This window comes from Thermostichus sp. OS-CIW-26, from assembly GCF_054058395.1.
Genome location: NZ_JBSSAG010000002.1, coordinates 156077 through 171913, shown reverse-complemented (window position 1 = coordinate 171913; position 15837 = coordinate 156077). Strand labels below are relative to the sequence as shown.

Annotated in this window: 13 protein-coding genes and 1 pseudogene; 11 read left to right on the top strand and 3 right to left on the bottom strand. The window is 58.8% G+C overall.

The window, feature by feature from the left end; all coding sequences use genetic code 11:
* Positions 1-84 precede the first annotated feature (84 nt).
* The 4 genes from ACVW0C_RS01795 (at position 85) to ACVW0C_RS01780 (ending at position 4477) form a co-directional block, all read left to right on the top strand.
* Positions 85-1338, top strand: coding sequence for an ABC transporter substrate-binding protein (locus ACVW0C_RS01795; protein ID WP_457384142.1), 1254 nt, complete (start codon positions 85-87; stop codon positions 1336-1338).
* 242 nt (positions 1339-1580) lie between these two features.
* On the top strand, positions 1581-1925 hold the full coding sequence (locus ACVW0C_RS01790; protein ID WP_011432412.1) for a hypothetical protein: 345 nt from the start codon (positions 1581-1583) through the stop codon (positions 1923-1925).
* Between the two features lie 187 nt (positions 1926-2112).
* Positions 2113-4044 carry a BamA/TamA family outer membrane protein gene (locus ACVW0C_RS01785; protein WP_457384141.1) on the top strand — a complete coding sequence of 644 codons (1932 nt, stop codon included), beginning with the start codon at positions 2113-2115 and terminating at the stop codon, positions 4042-4044.
* Between the two features lie 64 nt (positions 4045-4108).
* Positions 4109-4477, top strand: a complete 369-nt coding sequence (locus tag ACVW0C_RS01780; protein WP_414347463.1) for a hypothetical protein — start codon at positions 4109-4111, stop codon at positions 4475-4477.
* Here the strand turns inward: ACVW0C_RS01780 and ACVW0C_RS01775 are convergent.
* The gene (locus ACVW0C_RS01775; protein WP_457384140.1) at positions 4474-5556 is read right to left on the bottom strand and encodes an Mrp/NBP35 family ATP-binding protein; all 1083 of its coding nucleotides are present in this window, start codon (positions 5554-5556) and stop codon (positions 4474-4476) included. The genes ACVW0C_RS01780 and ACVW0C_RS01775 overlap by 4 nt on opposite strands.
* Before the next feature lie 191 nt (positions 5557-5747).
* On the opposite strand from ACVW0C_RS01775, the gene ACVW0C_RS01770 reads away from it, so the two are divergent.
* From ACVW0C_RS01770 to ylqF, 3 genes are all read left to right on the top strand, one after another.
* Positions 5748-6023 (top strand): DUF6464 family protein, encoded by a 276-nt coding sequence (locus tag ACVW0C_RS01770; protein WP_457384139.1) that lies wholly within the window; start codon positions 5748-5750, stop codon positions 6021-6023.
* 68 nt (positions 6024-6091) lie between these two features.
* Positions 6092-6586 (top strand): N-acetyltransferase family protein, encoded by a 495-nt coding sequence (locus ACVW0C_RS01765; RefSeq protein WP_457384138.1) that lies wholly within the window; start codon positions 6092-6094, stop codon positions 6584-6586.
* A gap of 462 nt (positions 6587-7048) precedes the next feature.
* Positions 7049-7900, top strand: coding sequence for a ribosome biogenesis GTPase YlqF (gene ylqF / locus ACVW0C_RS01760; RefSeq protein WP_457384137.1), 852 nt, complete (start codon positions 7049-7051; stop codon positions 7898-7900).
* 95 nt (positions 7901-7995) lie between these two features.
* Here ylqF and ACVW0C_RS01755 read toward each other — a convergent pair whose 3' ends face one another.
* Complete coding sequence (locus ACVW0C_RS01755; protein ID WP_414330230.1) at positions 7996-9084, bottom strand: radical SAM/SPASM domain-containing protein; 1089 nt, start codon at positions 9082-9084, stop codon at positions 7996-7998.
* Between the two features lie 114 nt (positions 9085-9198).
* Here ACVW0C_RS01755 and ACVW0C_RS01750 point away from each other — a divergent pair, with 114 nt between their 5' ends.
* The 4 genes from ACVW0C_RS01750 to ACVW0C_RS01735 all read left to right on the top strand — a co-directional run bounded on the left by ACVW0C_RS01750 (position 9199) and on the right by ACVW0C_RS01735 (position 13866).
* Positions 9199-9564, top strand: a complete 366-nt coding sequence (locus ACVW0C_RS01750; protein ID WP_011432289.1) for an NAD(P)H-quinone oxidoreductase subunit M — start codon at positions 9199-9201, stop codon at positions 9562-9564.
* An 80-nt stretch (positions 9565-9644) separates the two neighbouring features.
* On the top strand, positions 9645-10070 hold the full coding sequence (locus ACVW0C_RS01745) for a DUF2996 domain-containing protein (RefSeq protein ID WP_011432290.1): 426 nt from the start codon (positions 9645-9647) through the stop codon (positions 10068-10070).
* A 553-nt stretch (positions 10071-10623) separates the two neighbouring features.
* Entirely contained in the window at positions 10624-12099 is a 1476-nt protein-coding gene (gene glgA / locus ACVW0C_RS01740; protein ID WP_457384136.1) for a glycogen synthase GlgA, read from the top strand.
* A 159-nt stretch (positions 12100-12258) separates the two neighbouring features.
* A complete protein-coding gene (locus tag ACVW0C_RS01735) occupies positions 12259-13866 on the top strand; it encodes a glycoside hydrolase family 57 protein (RefSeq protein WP_457384135.1) in 1608 nt (535 codons plus the stop codon).
* A 118-nt stretch (positions 13867-13984) separates the two neighbouring features.
* Here the strand turns inward: ACVW0C_RS01735 and ilvB are convergent.
* Positions 13985-15784, bottom strand: a pseudogene (gene ilvB / locus ACVW0C_RS01730) (biosynthetic-type acetolactate synthase large subunit); the annotation flags it as partial.
* Between the last annotated feature and the right edge of the window lie 53 nt (positions 15785-15837).

Below are 15837 nucleotides of genomic sequence, written 5' to 3'. Positions count from 1 at the left end.
GACTGCTACGACTCAACACTTGACTTTACTTGACCTTTGGGATCTGAGTTCTACTTTCCCTTCCCTCACAGGAGGTTGTCGGCTATGTCTCGCATGAATAAACTCACCCGACGGGCCTTTGCAGCGGCGGCTGCCCTGACGGCGGCTGCTCTTGCCACCACTCTGCTGCCCAGCACGGCTCAGCAGGCCACTCAAGGGCCGGTCAAAATCGGGGCCTTGATGTCTCTTACCGGGGATCTGCAGGCCTTCGGGGAAAACTGCCTCAAGGGGATCAAGCTGGCGATTGACCAAATCAACGCCGCCGGTGGCATTTTGGGATCCCCTGCCCAAGTGGTCGAAGCGGATGACCAGACGTCGGCTCAGCCAGCTATCGACGCAGCTCAGCGGTTGGTCAACGTGGAGAAGGTGACCGGCATTATCGGCGCCTTGGGCAGTGGCATCACCATCCCGGTGGCCACGACGGTTTCTGTTCCCAATCGGATCCCGCAAATTTCCCCCGCTTCCACCGCCCCCACCATCACCACCCTGGAGGACAACGATTTTCTGTTTCGCACGGTTCCTTCCGACGCCTACCAAGGGGTGGCCTTGGCCCAGATCACCCGTGAAGAGAAGCTGGAGCGCCTGGCCATTATTTACATTAACAACGACTACGGCCAGGGCCTTGCCGACAGCTTTAAGACGGCTTTTGAAAAGCGGGGCGGCACCATCACCAAGTCGGTTCCCTACGAGCCCGGCAAGGCTTCCTATCGCAGTGAGCTGACCCAACTGAAGGAAGGGGATCCCCAGGCATTGGTGCTGATCGGCTACCCCGAAAACGGTGTGGTCATTTTGCGGCAAGCTTTGGAAGAAGGACTGTTTGACCGCTTTGTCTTCACCGATGGCATGCGCTCTCCCGATGTGGCAGCCCAGGTGGGAGCCGAAAAGCTAGAGGGATCCATCGGCGTTTCGCCCCAGGCCCTCACCGATAGCAAGGCTTACCAAATCTTTGCCGAAGCCTACAAAGCCGCCTACGGGGAGCTGCCCCCCACCCCCTACATCGACACCGCCTACGATGCCGCTTTTGTCCTGGCTCTGGCCATTCAGAAAGCCGGCAGCACCGATGGCACTGCTGTTCGGGATGCTTTGCGGGAAGTGGCCAATCCCCCCGGCACCGAGATCCTGCCCGGAGAGTGGGCCAAGGCGGTGGAGCTGATCGGCAAAGGGGAAGACATCTTCTACACCGGCGCCTCTGGATCCATCAACTTCGATGAGAATGGGGAGGTGGCCGGCACCTTTGCCCACTGGACTTTCCAAGGGGGGAAGGTGGTGGATCTGAAGGTGTTTGAGCCGGAGAGCTGATTTTCCCCTGCGGCTCCTGAGCGGGGGCCGGTTTCTCCTTCTGAGCTCCATCAAGACAATCCAGACGAGCAAGACGGGCCTGCACAGAGTACTCTCTGCAGGCCTTTTTGTGGGTTTGGGCCGCGCGGCTGTACGTCCCCAGCAGGGATCCCTCCCCATCACGTAGCTTTTTTTGCGGCAACTCAGCGGAGGGCAAAGCAAGCTAAAGTGTCGGCATCCTGGCGTCTTGTGGAGAATCCTCGATGTTGTCCACCCAACTCCTCCTCCCCGGAGTGGCAGCTCTGCTCGGCTTCGGGTTTGCTCCAGCCGTCCTGGCTCAGACTTCCCACACCCAGCAGATGGCGATCCTGAACGGCAACGCCACCACCCTGCAAAGCAACGTCCTGCAAAACACCGTCCTGATCCTGCCCAACGTTCCCCCACAACAGTACGCCGACAGTTGGGGCTGGAGGAGCAGCCGCTCTTTGCCTCCCACTCCTGCTCCCATCACCGTCGTCATCCTCAACTCCCAAGTCAACCTAGCTGCCGAGGAAGTCGAGCCGAGGTCTTGCGGCCAGCGCTGTAGGGGATCCCTGCGCCTGCCTTGAGCGGGGGAGGCTGCTTTTTGCACTCCAGACTGCCCAAGTCCGCAATCCGGTTCGCGGCCACGCTCGGATCTGGGTGGATGGGGATTGATATAATCCAGGGCAATTGTCCGCTGCTGGGCGGCAGAGGGTTTTAACGCAAGCTTGGCCCGGCTCTGCAATCTTGCTTTTTGGTGTGCGAGGGATCCCCATGAATCGTTCCAGGCAACTTCGCCCTTGGCTAACTTCAGCGCTCACCCGCGGGATGGTGCTCTGCACCGCTTTTGCGTTTGCTGAAGCGTCCCGTAGCGCTCTGCTGATGGGATCCCCGGCTTGGGCGCAATCGGTTCCTCAGCCCGGCACCCTCGACCTGCGCACCGGTGGCGACACCCCCGCCCAGCCCTCCCCCACCCCACCCCCCACTGCCGGCGAGCCAGAAGTGTTGGTAGCGGAGGTAGTGGTTGAGGGCACTGAAGATCCGGAGCTGATCAACCGGGTTTACAGCGTCATCCGCACCCGCGCCGGCGAGGTTTCCACCCGATCCCAGTTGCGGGAAGACATCAATGCCGTGTTTGCCACCGGTTTGTTTGCCGATGTGCGGGCGGTGCCTTCCGATACACCCTTGGGAGTGCGGGTCACCTTTGAGGTCAAGCCCAACCCCATTCTCAAAGCGGTGCGCACAGAAGGGGCGAAAGTTCTGGATCCGGAAGTGCTGCGGGCCGCCTTTGCCGACCAGGAAGGGCGGGTGCTCAACTTCGGCGAGCTGCAACTGGCTGTGGCCGAGATCGAGCAGTGGTACGCCGATAAGGGTTACGTGCTGGCCAAAGTGACGGATGTGCGCTCCTCTGAAGACGGCACCATCACCCTGGAAATCGCCGAAGGGGTGATCGAGGATATTCGCGTTCAGGGCAACACCAAAACCCGTGACTTCATCATCACCCGCGAGTTGAAGTCCAAGCCGGGGGATGTGTTTAACCGCAACCAAATCCAGGAAGACCTGCAGGCGGTTTTTAATCTCAACCTGTTTCAAGATGTGAATGTGGGGCTCAACCCCGGCCAGGATCCCGACAAGGTGGTGGTGGTGGTGAACGTGGAAGAACGTCGCACCGGTACCTTGGGCGGCACCATCGGCGTTAGCTCCGCCACAGGGGTCTTCGCCGGCCTCAACGTCTCCGAACAAAACTTGGGCGGCAACAACCAAAGTGCCAGCTTCAACGTGCAGGTGGGCACCAACGAAACCCTCTTCGACTTAAACTTCACCGACCCGCGGATTGCCACGCTGGACATTCCCACCTCCTACAACGTCAACATCTCCAACCAGCAGAGCTCCAGCTTTGTCTTTAATGAGGGATTCACCCTGCCCAATGGGGATCCCGTGCGCATCAACCGTCTTGGCGGCGGGGTGACTTTCTCTCGCCCGATTGGGGGCAATTGGCGGGCCAGCTTGGGCACCCGCATCCAATTTGTAGAAGCTCGCAACAGCAACGGGGAGCAGCAGCGCTTCGATGTGCTGGGCAACCCGATTACCTTCAGCGAGAGCGGCCAAGACAGCTACACCACCTTGCGGTTTGGCCTCGTCAACGACGCCCGCGACAACCCCAACAGCCCCAGCCAGGGCTCGGTCTTTCGCATCTCCACAGAACAGTCGGTACGTCTGTTTCAAAATGGCTTGAATGCCAACCGCCTCGAGGCCGGCTACAGCCAGTTCATTCCCGTCAACCTGTTTGAAACCCGCAGCGAGCGACCGCAGGTATTGGCCTTTGATGTGCGAGCAGGCACGACCATCGGCGACTTGGCTCCCTACGATGCTTTTGCCATTGGTGGCGGCAACTCGGTGCGGGGCTTTTTCGAGGGGGGTATCGGTTCCGGTCGCAGCTTTGCCACCGCAACCGCCGAATTGCGCTTTCCCATTTTCGACCCGGTGGGGGCAGTGGTCTTTGCCGACTACGGCACCGATTTGGGCAGTGGAGCTGCGGTGGCCGGCAATCCTGCCCTGGTGCGCAACAAGCCGGGCAGTGGTTTGGGGCTGGGGGTCGGCATTCGCATCCAATCTCCCTTGGGGCCGTTGCGCATCGACTACGCCATCGGGCAAGGTGGCGCTGGCCAAGGCCAACTGCACTTCGGCATTGGCGAGAAGTTCTGACTTGGCCGTGGATCGGCTGCCGGCTTGCTATGGTGGGAGCAGGTGCTCGTAATGGAAGCAACCCATGAAACAGCAACTTGGCCAATCGTTCCGCGGCGGATCCCTGGCGCTCCTGCTGGGCCTCAGCTTAGCCCTGGCAGGGTGTGGGCAACTGGCGCGTCTGGGCATCGGCACAACTCCCATCGCCACCGTAGAGCAAAATCCCTCCCGCTACACCGATGTGTATGTCCGCGGTCGCGTGGTGAACCAGATAGGGGTGTTCGGCCAGGGTGTGTATGAGCTCCAAGACAACAGCGGTTCCCTTTGGGTCATCACCGACAAGGGGCTGCCGGCCATGAACAGCACTGTAACCGTGCGCGGCAAGGCCCAAGAGGGGATTGTGGTGGGGGGACGCAGCTTCGGGGTCTCGTTGGTGGAAGCAGAGCGCTTCTAGCCTGCCCCCAAAGCCAGCATCGAAACGCGGCCTGCCAAGGTTTTGGCAATCTGCTTCAAGGCCCGGGCTGAAGCCGACTCAGGTTGGCCGATGACAATAGGCGTACCCATATCTCCCCCTTGGCGCAGGGCGATTTCCAGCGGGATCCGCCCCAGCAGCGGGACACCAAGCTCGCGGGCCGTGGTCTCTCCCCCTTCCGAGCCGAAAATATCGTACTGGCGATCCGGCAGGTCGGGCGGGATGAAGTAGCTCATGTTTTCCACAATACCCAGGATGGGCACCCCCAACTGCCGAAACATGTTCAAGCCCTTGCGACTGTCCAGCAGGGCCACCGATTGTGGCGTGGTGACGATCACAGCTCCTGCCAGCGGCACTGCCTGCACTAGGGTCAATTGGGCATCGCCGGTGCCGGGGGGCATATCCACAACCAAGTAGTCCAACTCTCCCCACTGCACCTGATAGAGAAATTGCCGGATCACCCCGTTTAACATTGGCCCCCGCCAGATCACCGGCTGATCCCGTCCCACCAAGAGGCCCATCGACACCATCTTGACGCCGTAATTTTCCAGGGGGAAGATATCCTCGCCGCCGTCCTCCCGTTTTTGCACAACCAGAGACCGATCCTGCAGGCCCAGCATCAGCGGCACATTGGGGCCGTAAATGTCGGCATCCAGCAGCCCCACCCGCGCTCCACTTTGGGCCAGCGCCACGGCCACATTTACCGACACCGAAGTTTTGCCCACTCCCCCCTTGCCGCTGGAAATGGCGATGATGTTGCGCACACCGGGGATGGACTGGCGATTCGGCAGGGAAGGGGAACGGGGGGTTTCTGCCGTTACCGTAACATCAATGGCTTCGATGGGGGCCAGCTGGCGGATGGCAGCTTTGCACTCCTCGACAATGGATTCTCGCAAAGGGCAGGCCGGCGTGGTCAGCACCAGGGTAAAGGCCACTCGCCCAGGCTCGACGCGAATATCCCGGATCATGTTCAGTTCCACCAGGCTGCGGCGCAGCTCCGGATCTTGAACAGGGCGCAACGCTTCAAGGATGGCAGCAGCATCAAGGGTGGAGGTGGTCATGGAATCGGAAGGCTCAGCGGGTCAGTCCATATTTCACTCTAATCGGTTTTTCTCGGGTTCTTGCCGGCAGGGAAGGACAGCTCCAAAACGGGCTGCCACGCTAGTCCTGGGCAAGCAGGCTGGCCGAGGCTGATTCTGGTTGGAAGACAACGCTGTTGGCCGACGGGGGAGGGCAATTGTGCAAGCGCTGAGTGGGAGTTGGTTTGTGGTTAGGGCTGACGTTCTTGGCGCAGTTGATCCCTCTGCTGGAAAAGAGTGGATCCCGTCGCTTCTCAATCCGGGACGAGCGCGCCCACCGGGCCGTACCAACTCTCTCTTGTGGCTTGCCCTGGGATCCCTTCTGCCGTTACTTTTCTCGGTCACCCTACCTGCCTTGTGCGGTGAGTCCTCTGGGCCCCTGCCGCTGCCCCCACCACGCTGCGCGTCCAAAAGATGCTGCCTGGGCGTTCTGTCCACAACAAGAATAAACTGTGGTCTGTTCTCGTGCCGGTATCTCAGGAAATTCAAGGAATTGGTTGTGAAGCCAGGCAAAAGTATGGAAATCCGTCCTGCCACTGCCTTAGATGTGCCCGTTTTGTTTGACCTCATCTGCGCCTTGGCCGAGTACGAGAAGCTGAGCCACCTGGTAACGGGATCCGCTGATCTGTTGCGCCACTATTTGTTTGGCCCAGAGGCTTTGGCCTCGGCGTTGTTGGCAGAAGTGGAGGGGCGAGCGGTGGGATTTGCCCTCTACTTCCGCAATTTTTCCACGTTCCTGACCCGACCAGGGATTTACCTTGAGGATCTGTTCGTGTTGCCGGAGTTTCGCGGCAGAGGCATTGGCAAAGCGCTCCTGGCGCGGGTGGCTCAGGAGGCGGTGGCCAAAGGATATGGGCGGCTGGAGTGGATGGTTTTGGATTGGAACCAGCCGGCGATTGAGTTCTATCGACGCATGGGTGCCCAGCAACATCCCGAATGGATTCTCAACCGCGTGGTGGGTGCTGATTTGGAAGCTTTGGCTCGGCTGGCTGAGGATCCCTGTCGATCTTGAGCAAGCTCCCCTCTGTTACAGACCCTAGCATTCGTGACATCCTCCCGGCGCTCGTCCTACGGACAGAGCGCGGGCTTCCCTTGGCGTCAGCGGGATGGAGTCTTTACCTCGCGGTTGGGTATTCCTACCCCACGCCACTTGTCTAGGTCTACGACCCCCGACAGAACAACTGGACAGGTGGTTTCCCTTCCCCAGCATTCCTGGGTACTAAAAAGAAAAAAGATAATGGTATAGCATGCAGGGATCCATGTATCCCGACGCTAACCCTGCGGGTAGAGCGCGGGGCTTGTTGCCCCCGCACCCCCGTTGGTTAAACATTAGGTTGCCCAGGAAAGGGATCCCAGCGGCACTCACGTTGTATTATTGGCTACTTCAGCCGGCAGGTCGAGCCTCTTTTGGGGAATCGGGCTAGATTGGATCCCACTGTTGATTTCTGCTGTCCACTTCTAGGGTTCTGGCGGCATGAGTTCTCTGGCCATCCAGTGGTATCCCGGCCATATTGCCAAGGCAATTGGCCAGTTGCGGGAAGAGTTGCAGCGGGTGGATGCAGTCATCGAGGTGTTGGATGCGCGGATCCCGTTGGCCAGTCGTCATCCTGAGCTGGGCCGGTGGCTGGGGGAAAAACCTCGCCTCCTGGCTCTGAACAGGGCGGACTGCATTGAGGCTGGGGATCTGAAAGCTTGGCAGGAGTATTTTTTACGGCAAGGGATCCCTGTCTATCCCACCAATGGCCGCTCAGGAGAAGGGGTGAATCGCCTCAAGCAGGCGGTCTTGCAACTGGGGCAATCGGTCAATATGCGGCGTCAACAGCGGGGAATGCGACCGCGGGCCGTTCGGGCGGTGGTGGTGGGCTTTCCCAATGTGGGCAAATCTGCTCTGCTGAATCGGCTTTTGGGGCGGCGGGCAGCCGAGAGCGCAGCACGTCCTGGAGTGACGCGGCAACTGCGGTGGGTGCGGCTGGGGGGAGAGTTGGATCTGTTGGACTCGCCGGGCATCCTACCGCCCTCTCTGCCGGATCAACAGGCGGCTTCTCTGTTGGCCATCTGCGATGACATCGGCGAAGCGGCCTACGATCCCGAACGGGTGGCGGCCCACTTTTTGGATCAAGTGCTGAGGGTGCAGCCCCAAGCCCGATCTCTCCTACAAAGGCGCTACGGTTGGCCGGATCCGATCCCTCCCGGTGGTGCCGCAGTGCAGGAGTTGGCCGAGCGGCGGTATCAAGGGGATCCTCAACGGGCAGCACGGCAAATTCTCAACGACTATCGCAAGGGCTTGCTGGGGCCGCTGGCCTTGGAACTTCCTCCCAATGCGTGAGCCCCTTAGAAGAAATCACGAAAGAAAGTCACGTTGTTGCTATGCCCACGGCAGGGAAACCGCTGCTGTGGGGCGTTGACTTTTCCCGAAACTGTCTACACTTGTCCCCAACCGGGATCCAGCCTCTGTTTCCAAGGCCGATACACCTTGAAGTAGACAACGGAACCCACTTGTCTGGCCAAGGCTTTGATGCAAGTGTCTCCACCCATACAGCGCTGGCAAACGGGATGGTTCACCTGCAGACGATTGAACCCCCGCCGCAGCGCACAGGCCGGTTGGCCCCGCAAAATCTCGGCCAGGGATCCCCCCAGCGTCACTTGCCCCAGCGGGATTTGCCCTTCATAGTCCTTGCAACAGGGCACCACCGTGCCGTCGTAGAGGATCCCCGCCTGACCGGAAGCGCCATTGCAGTATCCCCAGCGAGCTGGGATTACCCGGTCTGTCTCCACGTTGCCCCAACTGTCCAAGGGAAACGTTTCCAAAACCAAGCGGGGATGGATGCGGATCTGCTGCCAGCGGCCCGGTCGGTAAGTAGCAATCTGGGCTTCTACCCAATCGAGAGCCGGTGCATCCGGGATCCCTTGCAAAGCTCGTCTGGCCCAAGCCGAGAGCTGAGCGCGCATCTGCTGTGCAGAATCGATCACCGAAAGAGCCTTATGCGGCACCAAAAACGGGTGGGGGCTAGTATCCAGGAATTTGAGATGCACCTGCGTAGGGCTGGAGGAGCGCAAGTGCACCTGCAGAAATTGGGTAATCCCAGCAAAGTAGCGCTCCGGCGTGAGGCGGGGAGGTGCTCCGCGAATGCTGAAGGTGACTGGATCGGGAGTTTGCAGGGAAATGGTTAGCTTAGCAAAGGGGCTGCGGTTCAGCTTTTCAATGTGCTCCGGCCAGAGGGCAAAGGTGCTGCCGTTGCTGGTCAGGTGCAGGCGAAGGCCAAGCTCAGCGGCCCTGCGAATACCCTCGAAAAGGTATGGGTAGAGCAGCGGCTCCCCCATCAGGTGAAAAGCCATCACGCGGGCCAGCCCTGTTGCCGCTACTTCCTCCAAAATCTGCTCCAGCAGAGCGGGCTCCATGTGCCCCCGCCGCCGTTGCATGATCCCATCTGGACAAAACTCGCACTTAAAGTTGCAAACGTTGGTCACCTCTATGTGCAGGCGTTCCAGTTGGGGAATAACAGCAGACATTAACAGCAGACATAGAGAGGGCCGGAACAAGTCGAGGGCAAATAGCGGATCCCCCACAAGCGCTAGGTAATGATACGCTGTTTAGCAGGTTAGATCCGGAGCGGAGCCATCGCAATGCTGAAATGCACCACTCGTCACGTCCATATCTTTGCCGGTGAAGTTACTGCCGACAACAACTTCGTGCCCCGCGACGACCTGTTTACTCTCGATGTGGATCCGGACAACGAGCTGGTCTGGACGGATGCTGCGCTCCAGAAGGTCTATGCCCGTTTCGAGGAACTGGTGGAAGAGTACCGAGGGCGAGATTTGACCGAGTACAACATCCGCCGCATTGGGTCTGACCTGGAACATTTCATCCGCTCCCTGCTCAAGCAAGGGGAGATTGCCTACAACCTGCAGGGGCGTGCCCCCAACTTCAGCATGGGCTTTCCACAGATCCCTGCTGAAGAAATTGTCGGCCAATACATCCCCAAGGGCTAGCTCTTTGCCGGTTCTGGACAGAGTTTTTGATTGTTCTGCATCTAAGGCTTTTACCCATCTGATTGTCGGAGCGTTTCCCCATGTCTGGAGAACCCACCCCCGAGGCCGCTGCTGCCGAGAAACCCGCTGAAGCTGCCAAGCCTGCTGCTGAGGATTCCCCCAAAGCCGCTGCGAAAAAAGTTGCTAAGGAAGAAAAGCCCTTCGAGCAACAGATCACGGAAGAGGTGATCCCGGCGGCCATTGCGGCTTTTCAAAAGCGCGGAGTCAGCGATCTGGAGCTGCGCCTGGAAGGCAAGACGCTGGTCGGCGCGTTTGCAGGAGGCAAGAAGCAATTTAGCGTGCTGTTTGCTGAGGGATCCTTGAATGGCCGCAAGTTCTTCCGCTGTACCACCGAAGGATCCCCGGCCAGCACCATCGAGTCTTTTATGATCGACGAGCGGCGCGTGGATGTCAACCTATTCGTGTTTTATTTGGTGCAGCGCCTTTACGCTCAGCAGTGGTATTGAGTTCGCGTGACCTTGAAGGATCCCTGCCTGAGGAACGGTGCTCATAGATCCCATGTGAAAAACGTTCTGGTTTGGCAAAGCCGGGATCCATCCGGCCCCCTTCTCTGGCATGCCTAGATCCTAAACAGGGTACTTCGGTTGCTGCTTTCTCGGAAGATGAGCTGCACACTCGGATCGAAGAACGGTGCCCATATGCCGGGGTCAACCGTTCATAGCCGTTTCAGGTTAGGGTAAGACGCCTGGGCTATTGAGAAAAGCCTTCTGGCCTTGTGCATTATCGCTCCGCAACGCTGACGCGACCAACGTTTTGAGTGGGGGTGCAGGGCCCTAGTTTGAATCAAATGACCCTAATTCCGTAGAGAGCTGCTCCCGTAGATCAGGTTCCTGAGCAAATGGCGCCGCTTGAGCCTGAACCCAGTCTGCCCAGAGGTTATCTAAAGTGAGGATCCCTAATTGTGGGGATCCCTTGCCGCTGCGAGGGATGTTCTGTCGGGGCCAAAAACGATTATCGTTTTGTGAAGAAAGGTAAGGCTCTGCTACAGGAGATCTCGAAATGTACATCGTGCAGATTGCGTCTGAATGTGCCCCGGTCATCAAGGCGGGGGGACTGGGGGATGTGGTGTACGGCCTCAGCCGGGAGCTGGAAGTGCGGGGGCACTGTGTCGAGCTGGTTTTGCCCAAGTATGACACCATGCGCTACGACCAGATCTGGGGTTTGCACGACGCCTATCGCGATCTCTGGGTGCCCTGGTACGGGGGAGCCATTCACTGCTCGGTGTACTGCGGCTGGGTGCATGGCCGCCTTTGCTTTTTTATTGAGCCTCACTCAGGAGACAACTTCTTTAATCGCGGGTGTTATTACGGCTGCCCGGATGACAACATGCGTTTTGCTTTTTTCAGCAAGGCGGCTCTAGAGTTTCTCCTACAAAGCAACAAGCGCCCCGACATCATCCATTGCCACGACTGGCAGACAGGGTTGGTACCGGTGCTGCTGTTTGAGATCTACAAGTACCACGGCATGGGAAACCAGCGGGTGTGCTACACCGTTCACAACTTCAAACACCAAGGCTTTGGCGGCCCAGAGATTCTTTGGGCTACCGGCCTCAACCGCGAACCCTACTACTTCCACTACGACCGTTTGCGCGATAACTTCAACCCCTTTTCTCTCAACTTTATGAAGGGGGGAATTGTTTTTTCCAACTTTGTCACTACGGTCTCTCCCAATCACGCGCTGGAGGTGCAATTTGGCGACTACGGCTATGGACTTGGCCATACCCTCTACTTGCACCGGCACAAGTTTCGCGGCGTTTTGAATGGCATCGATTACGACATTTGGAACCCGGAGATCGACCGCTTTATCCCCGTGCGCTACACTGCTCAAACGCTGGAAAATAAAGCTAAAAACAAAAAAGCTCTGCGGGATCGGCTGCTACTGCAGGATGTTGACAAGCCTATCGTGGCCTATATCGGGCGATTGGACGAGCAAAAGGGCGTGCATTTGGTGCATCATGCCATCTACCGCTCCCTGTTCAAAAATGCCCAATTTGTTCTGCTGGGATCCGCTACGGAGCGAGGGATCGGCGCTTGGTTTGCCCACGAGAAAAGCTACCTCAACAACAACCCCGATGTTCACATTGAGTTGGGCTTTAACGAAGAACTTTCCCACCTTATCTATGCGGGGGCAGACATCATCGTAGTGCCCAGCCACTACGAACCCTGTGGACTCACCCAGCTGATTGGCTTGAAGTATGGCACGGTTCCGGTGGTGAGAGGAGTGGGCGGCCTGGTGGATACCGTCTTCGACCGCGACTACGATCCCCACAAATTGCCCGAGCAACGCAACGGCTACGTCTTTTATCACACAGATCCAGCTGCTTTGGAGTCGGCTCTGGATCGGGCCATCGACCTTTGGTACACCGCTCCTGACCAGTTCCGTCAACTGCAGATTCAAGGCATGAGCTATGACTACTCCTGGAACTATCCTGGCAAGGAGTATCTGGAGATCTACGACTTCATTCGTCACCGCTGAGCCCAACAGCGATCCCCAGCGATCCCAGCTCTTGACCCCAAGGACGAAATGCTGGACGATAGGTAGCAATCTTGGGCTTAACCTTCTCTACAGATTTGCTGCTGAGAAGGGTAAGTCTGCTCCGTTATCTTTCCCTGTCTGTAAGGATCCCCGGCTGCCATGGGTTATCTCGCCTTGGTACTCCACGCGCACCTGCCGTTTGTGCGCCACCCTGAGCAAGACTTTGTGCTGGAGGAAGAATGGCTCTACGAAGCCATCACGGAGACCTATGTGCCGCTGCTGCACATGTTCGAGGGGCTACAGCGAGATGGCATCGACTTTCGTTTCACCATGTCCCTGACGCCGCCCTTGGTGTCGATGCTGCGGGATCCCTTGCTGCAGGAGCGCTACGACCACTACTTGACCAAGTTAGAAGAACTGGCCCAACTGGAGTACGACAAAAACACCACCAACGGCCACATTCGCTACCTGGCCGAGCACTACATCAAGCAATTTGCCATGGTGCGGGATCTCTGGGAGCGCTACGACCGGGATCTGGTGCGGGCTTTTAAGCAGTTTCAAGACAGCGGCAACCTGGAGATCATCACCTGTGGGGCTACCCACGGCTACCTGCCCTTGATGCAGATGTACCCGCAGGCGGTTTGGGCCCAGCTTATCGTAGCCTGCGAGCACTACAACGAACACTTTGGCCAGTGGCCGCGGGGGATCTGGCTGCCGGAATGCGCCTATTACCAAGGGCTGGAGCGGATGATTGCCGATGCCGGCCTGCGCTACATGATCACCGACGCCCATGGTCTTCTCTACGCCAAGCCCCGGCCTCGTTACGGCATGTACGCCCCTATTTTTACCGAGACCGGCGTCGCCGTTTTCGGTCGGGATCACGAGTCTTCGCAGCAGGTGTGGTCGGCAGAGGTGGGCTATCCAGGGGATCCGGTTTACCGCGAGTTCTACAAAGACCTAGGGTATGAGGCCGACTACGAGTACATCAAGCCTTACATCATGCCCAACGGCCAGCGGAAAAACACCGGCATCAAGTACCACCGCATCACCGGGCGCAACCTGGACCTGGGGCAAAAGCAGCTTTACGACCCCTATTGGGCGCGGGAGAAAGCGGCAGAGCATGCGGGCAACTTTATGTTCAATCGCCAGCGGCAAATCGAATATTTGTACAGCGTCATGGGCCGCCCGCCGCTGGTGGTGGCCCCCTACGATGCGGAGTTGTTCGGCCACTGGTGGTACGAGGGCCCTTGGTTTTTGGATTTTCTCATCCGCAAGAGCTACTTCGACCAAAACACCTACCGCATGACTCACCTGGCGGAGTACCTGCGGGAGAACCCCACCCAGCAGGTGTGCAAACCTGCCCAGTCCAGTTGGGGGGCGCGCGGCTTCCACGAGTACTGGCTCAACCCCACCAACGCCTGGATCTACCCCCACCTGCACAAGGCCACCGAGCGGATGATCGAGCTGAGCCGTCGCGAGCCTGCCGATGACCTAGAATGGCGGGCCTTGAACCAGGCGGCGCGAGAATTGCTACTGGCTCAATCGTCTGACTGGGCTTTTATCATGCGCACAGGGACGATGGTTCCCTATGCAGTGCGCCGCACCAAGTCCCATCTGCTGCGCTTCAACCACCTCTACGAGAAGATCAAAGAGGGTCAGTTTCGGCGAGAAAAAGCCACCCCTGAAGAGGAGCAGTGGCTGGCCAAGGTGGAATACATGGACAACATCTTCCCCAATATCAACTACCGGGTTTACCGACCCCTCTAAGCAGTGTTGATCCCAACTCTCCTCTCCCTTTGGGAGAAGGGCTGGGGGTGAGGGTCAGGAGTCGGCAGAGAGAGCTTGGGATCCCACCTTTCCTAGCCGGATGGCCAGGCCACCGATTCTAGAGCTTGGTGCCGCACTCGGCGCAAAACTTGTGCAGGGTGGGGTTTTTGGTGCCGCAATTGGGGCAGTAGATCAGCTCGGCGGCTTGTTCCAGTTGCCGCTTCTCCGGCAGCCCGATCATCTGATAGTTAGCTTTGCCGGCAGGCACCATCGGGTAGCAGTTTTCGTCCCGCTTGACCACAAAGTCGGCCACTACCGGCCCCTCGTGCTTGAGGATCTCCTGGATGGCATCTTCCAGTTGGTCGGGGTGATCGACGCGGATCCCTTTCACCCCAAAAGCCTCGGCTAGCTTGACAAAATCCGGCATTCCGGGAGACATATCCGAGTGGGAGTAGCGCTCGCCGTGGAAGGCCTGCTGCCACTGCCGCACCATGCCCTGCCAGCCGTTGTTGATGATGGCCACTTTGGTGGCAATGCCGTACTGAGCCACTGTGCCCAGCTCTTGCATGTTCATCTGGAAGCTGGCGTCGCCACTGATGCAGATCACCTCTTGATCCGGCAGGGCCACCTTGACCCCCATCGCCGCCGGGAACCCGTAGCCCATGGTGCCCAGCCCAGAACTGGAGATCCATTGGCGCGGCCCGTTGCGCAGAAACTGCGCCGCCCACATCTGATGCTGGCCAACATCGGTGGTGTAGTAGGCGTGGGGAGCATGACGACGAAAGGCATCGATCACCTGTTGGGGGGCAATCACGCCTTCGTAGCTGGGCACCTGCAGGGGATAGTCCCGCTTCCAGCGCTCGATCCGATCCAGCCAGGCCTGAGTTAGGCCTGGAGTAGAAGGCATTTTGCTCAGTTGAGCCAGCATCTCCACCAGAACAGTGCGCACATCCCCTACAATCGGCACATCGGGCGCACGGTTTTTGCCCACCTCGGCTGGGTCGATGTCGATGTGAATGACTTTGGCGTGCTTGGCAAATTCATCTAGCTTGCCGGTCACGCGATCGTCAAAGCGGGCCCCCACCGCAATGAGCAGGTCGCACTCGGTGACGGCGAAGTTGGCATAGGCCGTGCCGTGCATGCCCAGCATCCCCACCGACAGGGGATCGTTCTCATCGAAAGCCCCTTTGCCCATGAGGGTGGTGGTCACCGGGATCCGATAGGTGTGGGCCAGCTCGGCAATTTCGGCGTGGGCACCGGAGATGATCGCCCCACCTCCCACATACAGCAAGGGCCGCTTGGCCTGCAGGATCAGCTTGGCCGCTGTGTGGATTTGCCGTGGGTTGCCACGCACGGTGGGCTTGTAGCCGGGGATGTTGATCTCGCTGACGGGTTGATAGTCAAACTCTTCCAGGCCCACATCTTTGGGGATGTCGATCAGCACCGGCCCGGGCCGCCCTGTCCCGGCAATGTGAAAAGCCTCTGCCACGATCCGAGACATTTGGCGCGGATCCCGTACCACGTAGGAGTGCTTCACAATGGGCAGGGTGATGCCAAAGATGTCCGTCTCCTGGAAGCCGTCGGTGCCAATCAGATGGCGGGGCACCTGCCCGGTGATGACCACCATGGGTACAGAGTCCATCATGGCGTTGGCGATGCCCGTCACCAGGTTGGTCGCCCCTGGGCCAGAGGTAGCAAAACACACCCCCACCTTGCCGGTGGCGCGAGCATATCCGTCGGCGGCGTGGGCAGCCGCTTGTTCGTGGCGTACCAGGTAATGTTTGAGCAGCCCCTGAGACTCGGCTTTGTACAGCTCGTCGTAGATGGGGAGGATGGCTCCCCCCGGATAGCCAAAGATGTGTTGCACCCCATGCCGGTGCAGGCTGTCTACCAACGCATATCCACCAGTCGCCACGGTGTCTCCTCCCCACTGAGATGACCGAACGTCAAACGCCCGCTCTCAGGAGCGCC

What these genes read in the sequence shown, in the direction of transcription:
- ACVW0C_RS01780 (WP_414347463.1), top strand. Translation starts at nt 4,109, where the DNA reads ATGAAACAGCAACTTGGCCAATCGTTCCGCGGCGGATCCCTGGCGCTC.
- ACVW0C_RS01795 (WP_457384142.1), top strand. Translation starts at nt 85, where the DNA reads ATGTCTCGCATGAATAAACTCACCCGACGGGCCTTTGCAGCGGCGGCT.
- ACVW0C_RS01755 (WP_414330230.1), bottom strand. Translation starts at nt 9,084, where the DNA reads ATGTCTGCTGTTATTCCCCAACTGGAACGCCTGCACATAGAGGTGACC.
- ACVW0C_RS01735 (WP_457384135.1), top strand. Translation starts at nt 12,259, where the DNA reads ATGGGTTATCTCGCCTTGGTACTCCACGCGCACCTGCCGTTTGTGCGC.
- ylqF (WP_457384137.1), top strand. Translation starts at nt 7,049, where the DNA reads ATGAGTTCTCTGGCCATCCAGTGGTATCCCGGCCATATTGCCAAGGCA.
- ACVW0C_RS01750 (WP_011432289.1), top strand. Translation starts at nt 9,199, where the DNA reads ATGCTGAAATGCACCACTCGTCACGTCCATATCTTTGCCGGTGAAGTT.
- ACVW0C_RS01745 (WP_011432290.1), top strand. Translation starts at nt 9,645, where the DNA reads ATGTCTGGAGAACCCACCCCCGAGGCCGCTGCTGCCGAGAAACCCGCT.
- ACVW0C_RS01785 (WP_457384141.1), top strand. Translation starts at nt 2,113, where the DNA reads ATGAATCGTTCCAGGCAACTTCGCCCTTGGCTAACTTCAGCGCTCACC.
- ACVW0C_RS01765 (WP_457384138.1), top strand. Translation starts at nt 6,092, where the DNA reads ATGGAAATCCGTCCTGCCACTGCCTTAGATGTGCCCGTTTTGTTTGAC.
- ACVW0C_RS01790 (WP_011432412.1), top strand. Translation starts at nt 1,581, where the DNA reads ATGTTGTCCACCCAACTCCTCCTCCCCGGAGTGGCAGCTCTGCTCGGC.
- ACVW0C_RS01775 (WP_457384140.1), bottom strand. Translation starts at nt 5,556, where the DNA reads ATGACCACCTCCACCCTTGATGCTGCTGCCATCCTTGAAGCGTTGCGC.
- glgA (WP_457384136.1), top strand. Translation starts at nt 10,624, where the DNA reads ATGTACATCGTGCAGATTGCGTCTGAATGTGCCCCGGTCATCAAGGCG.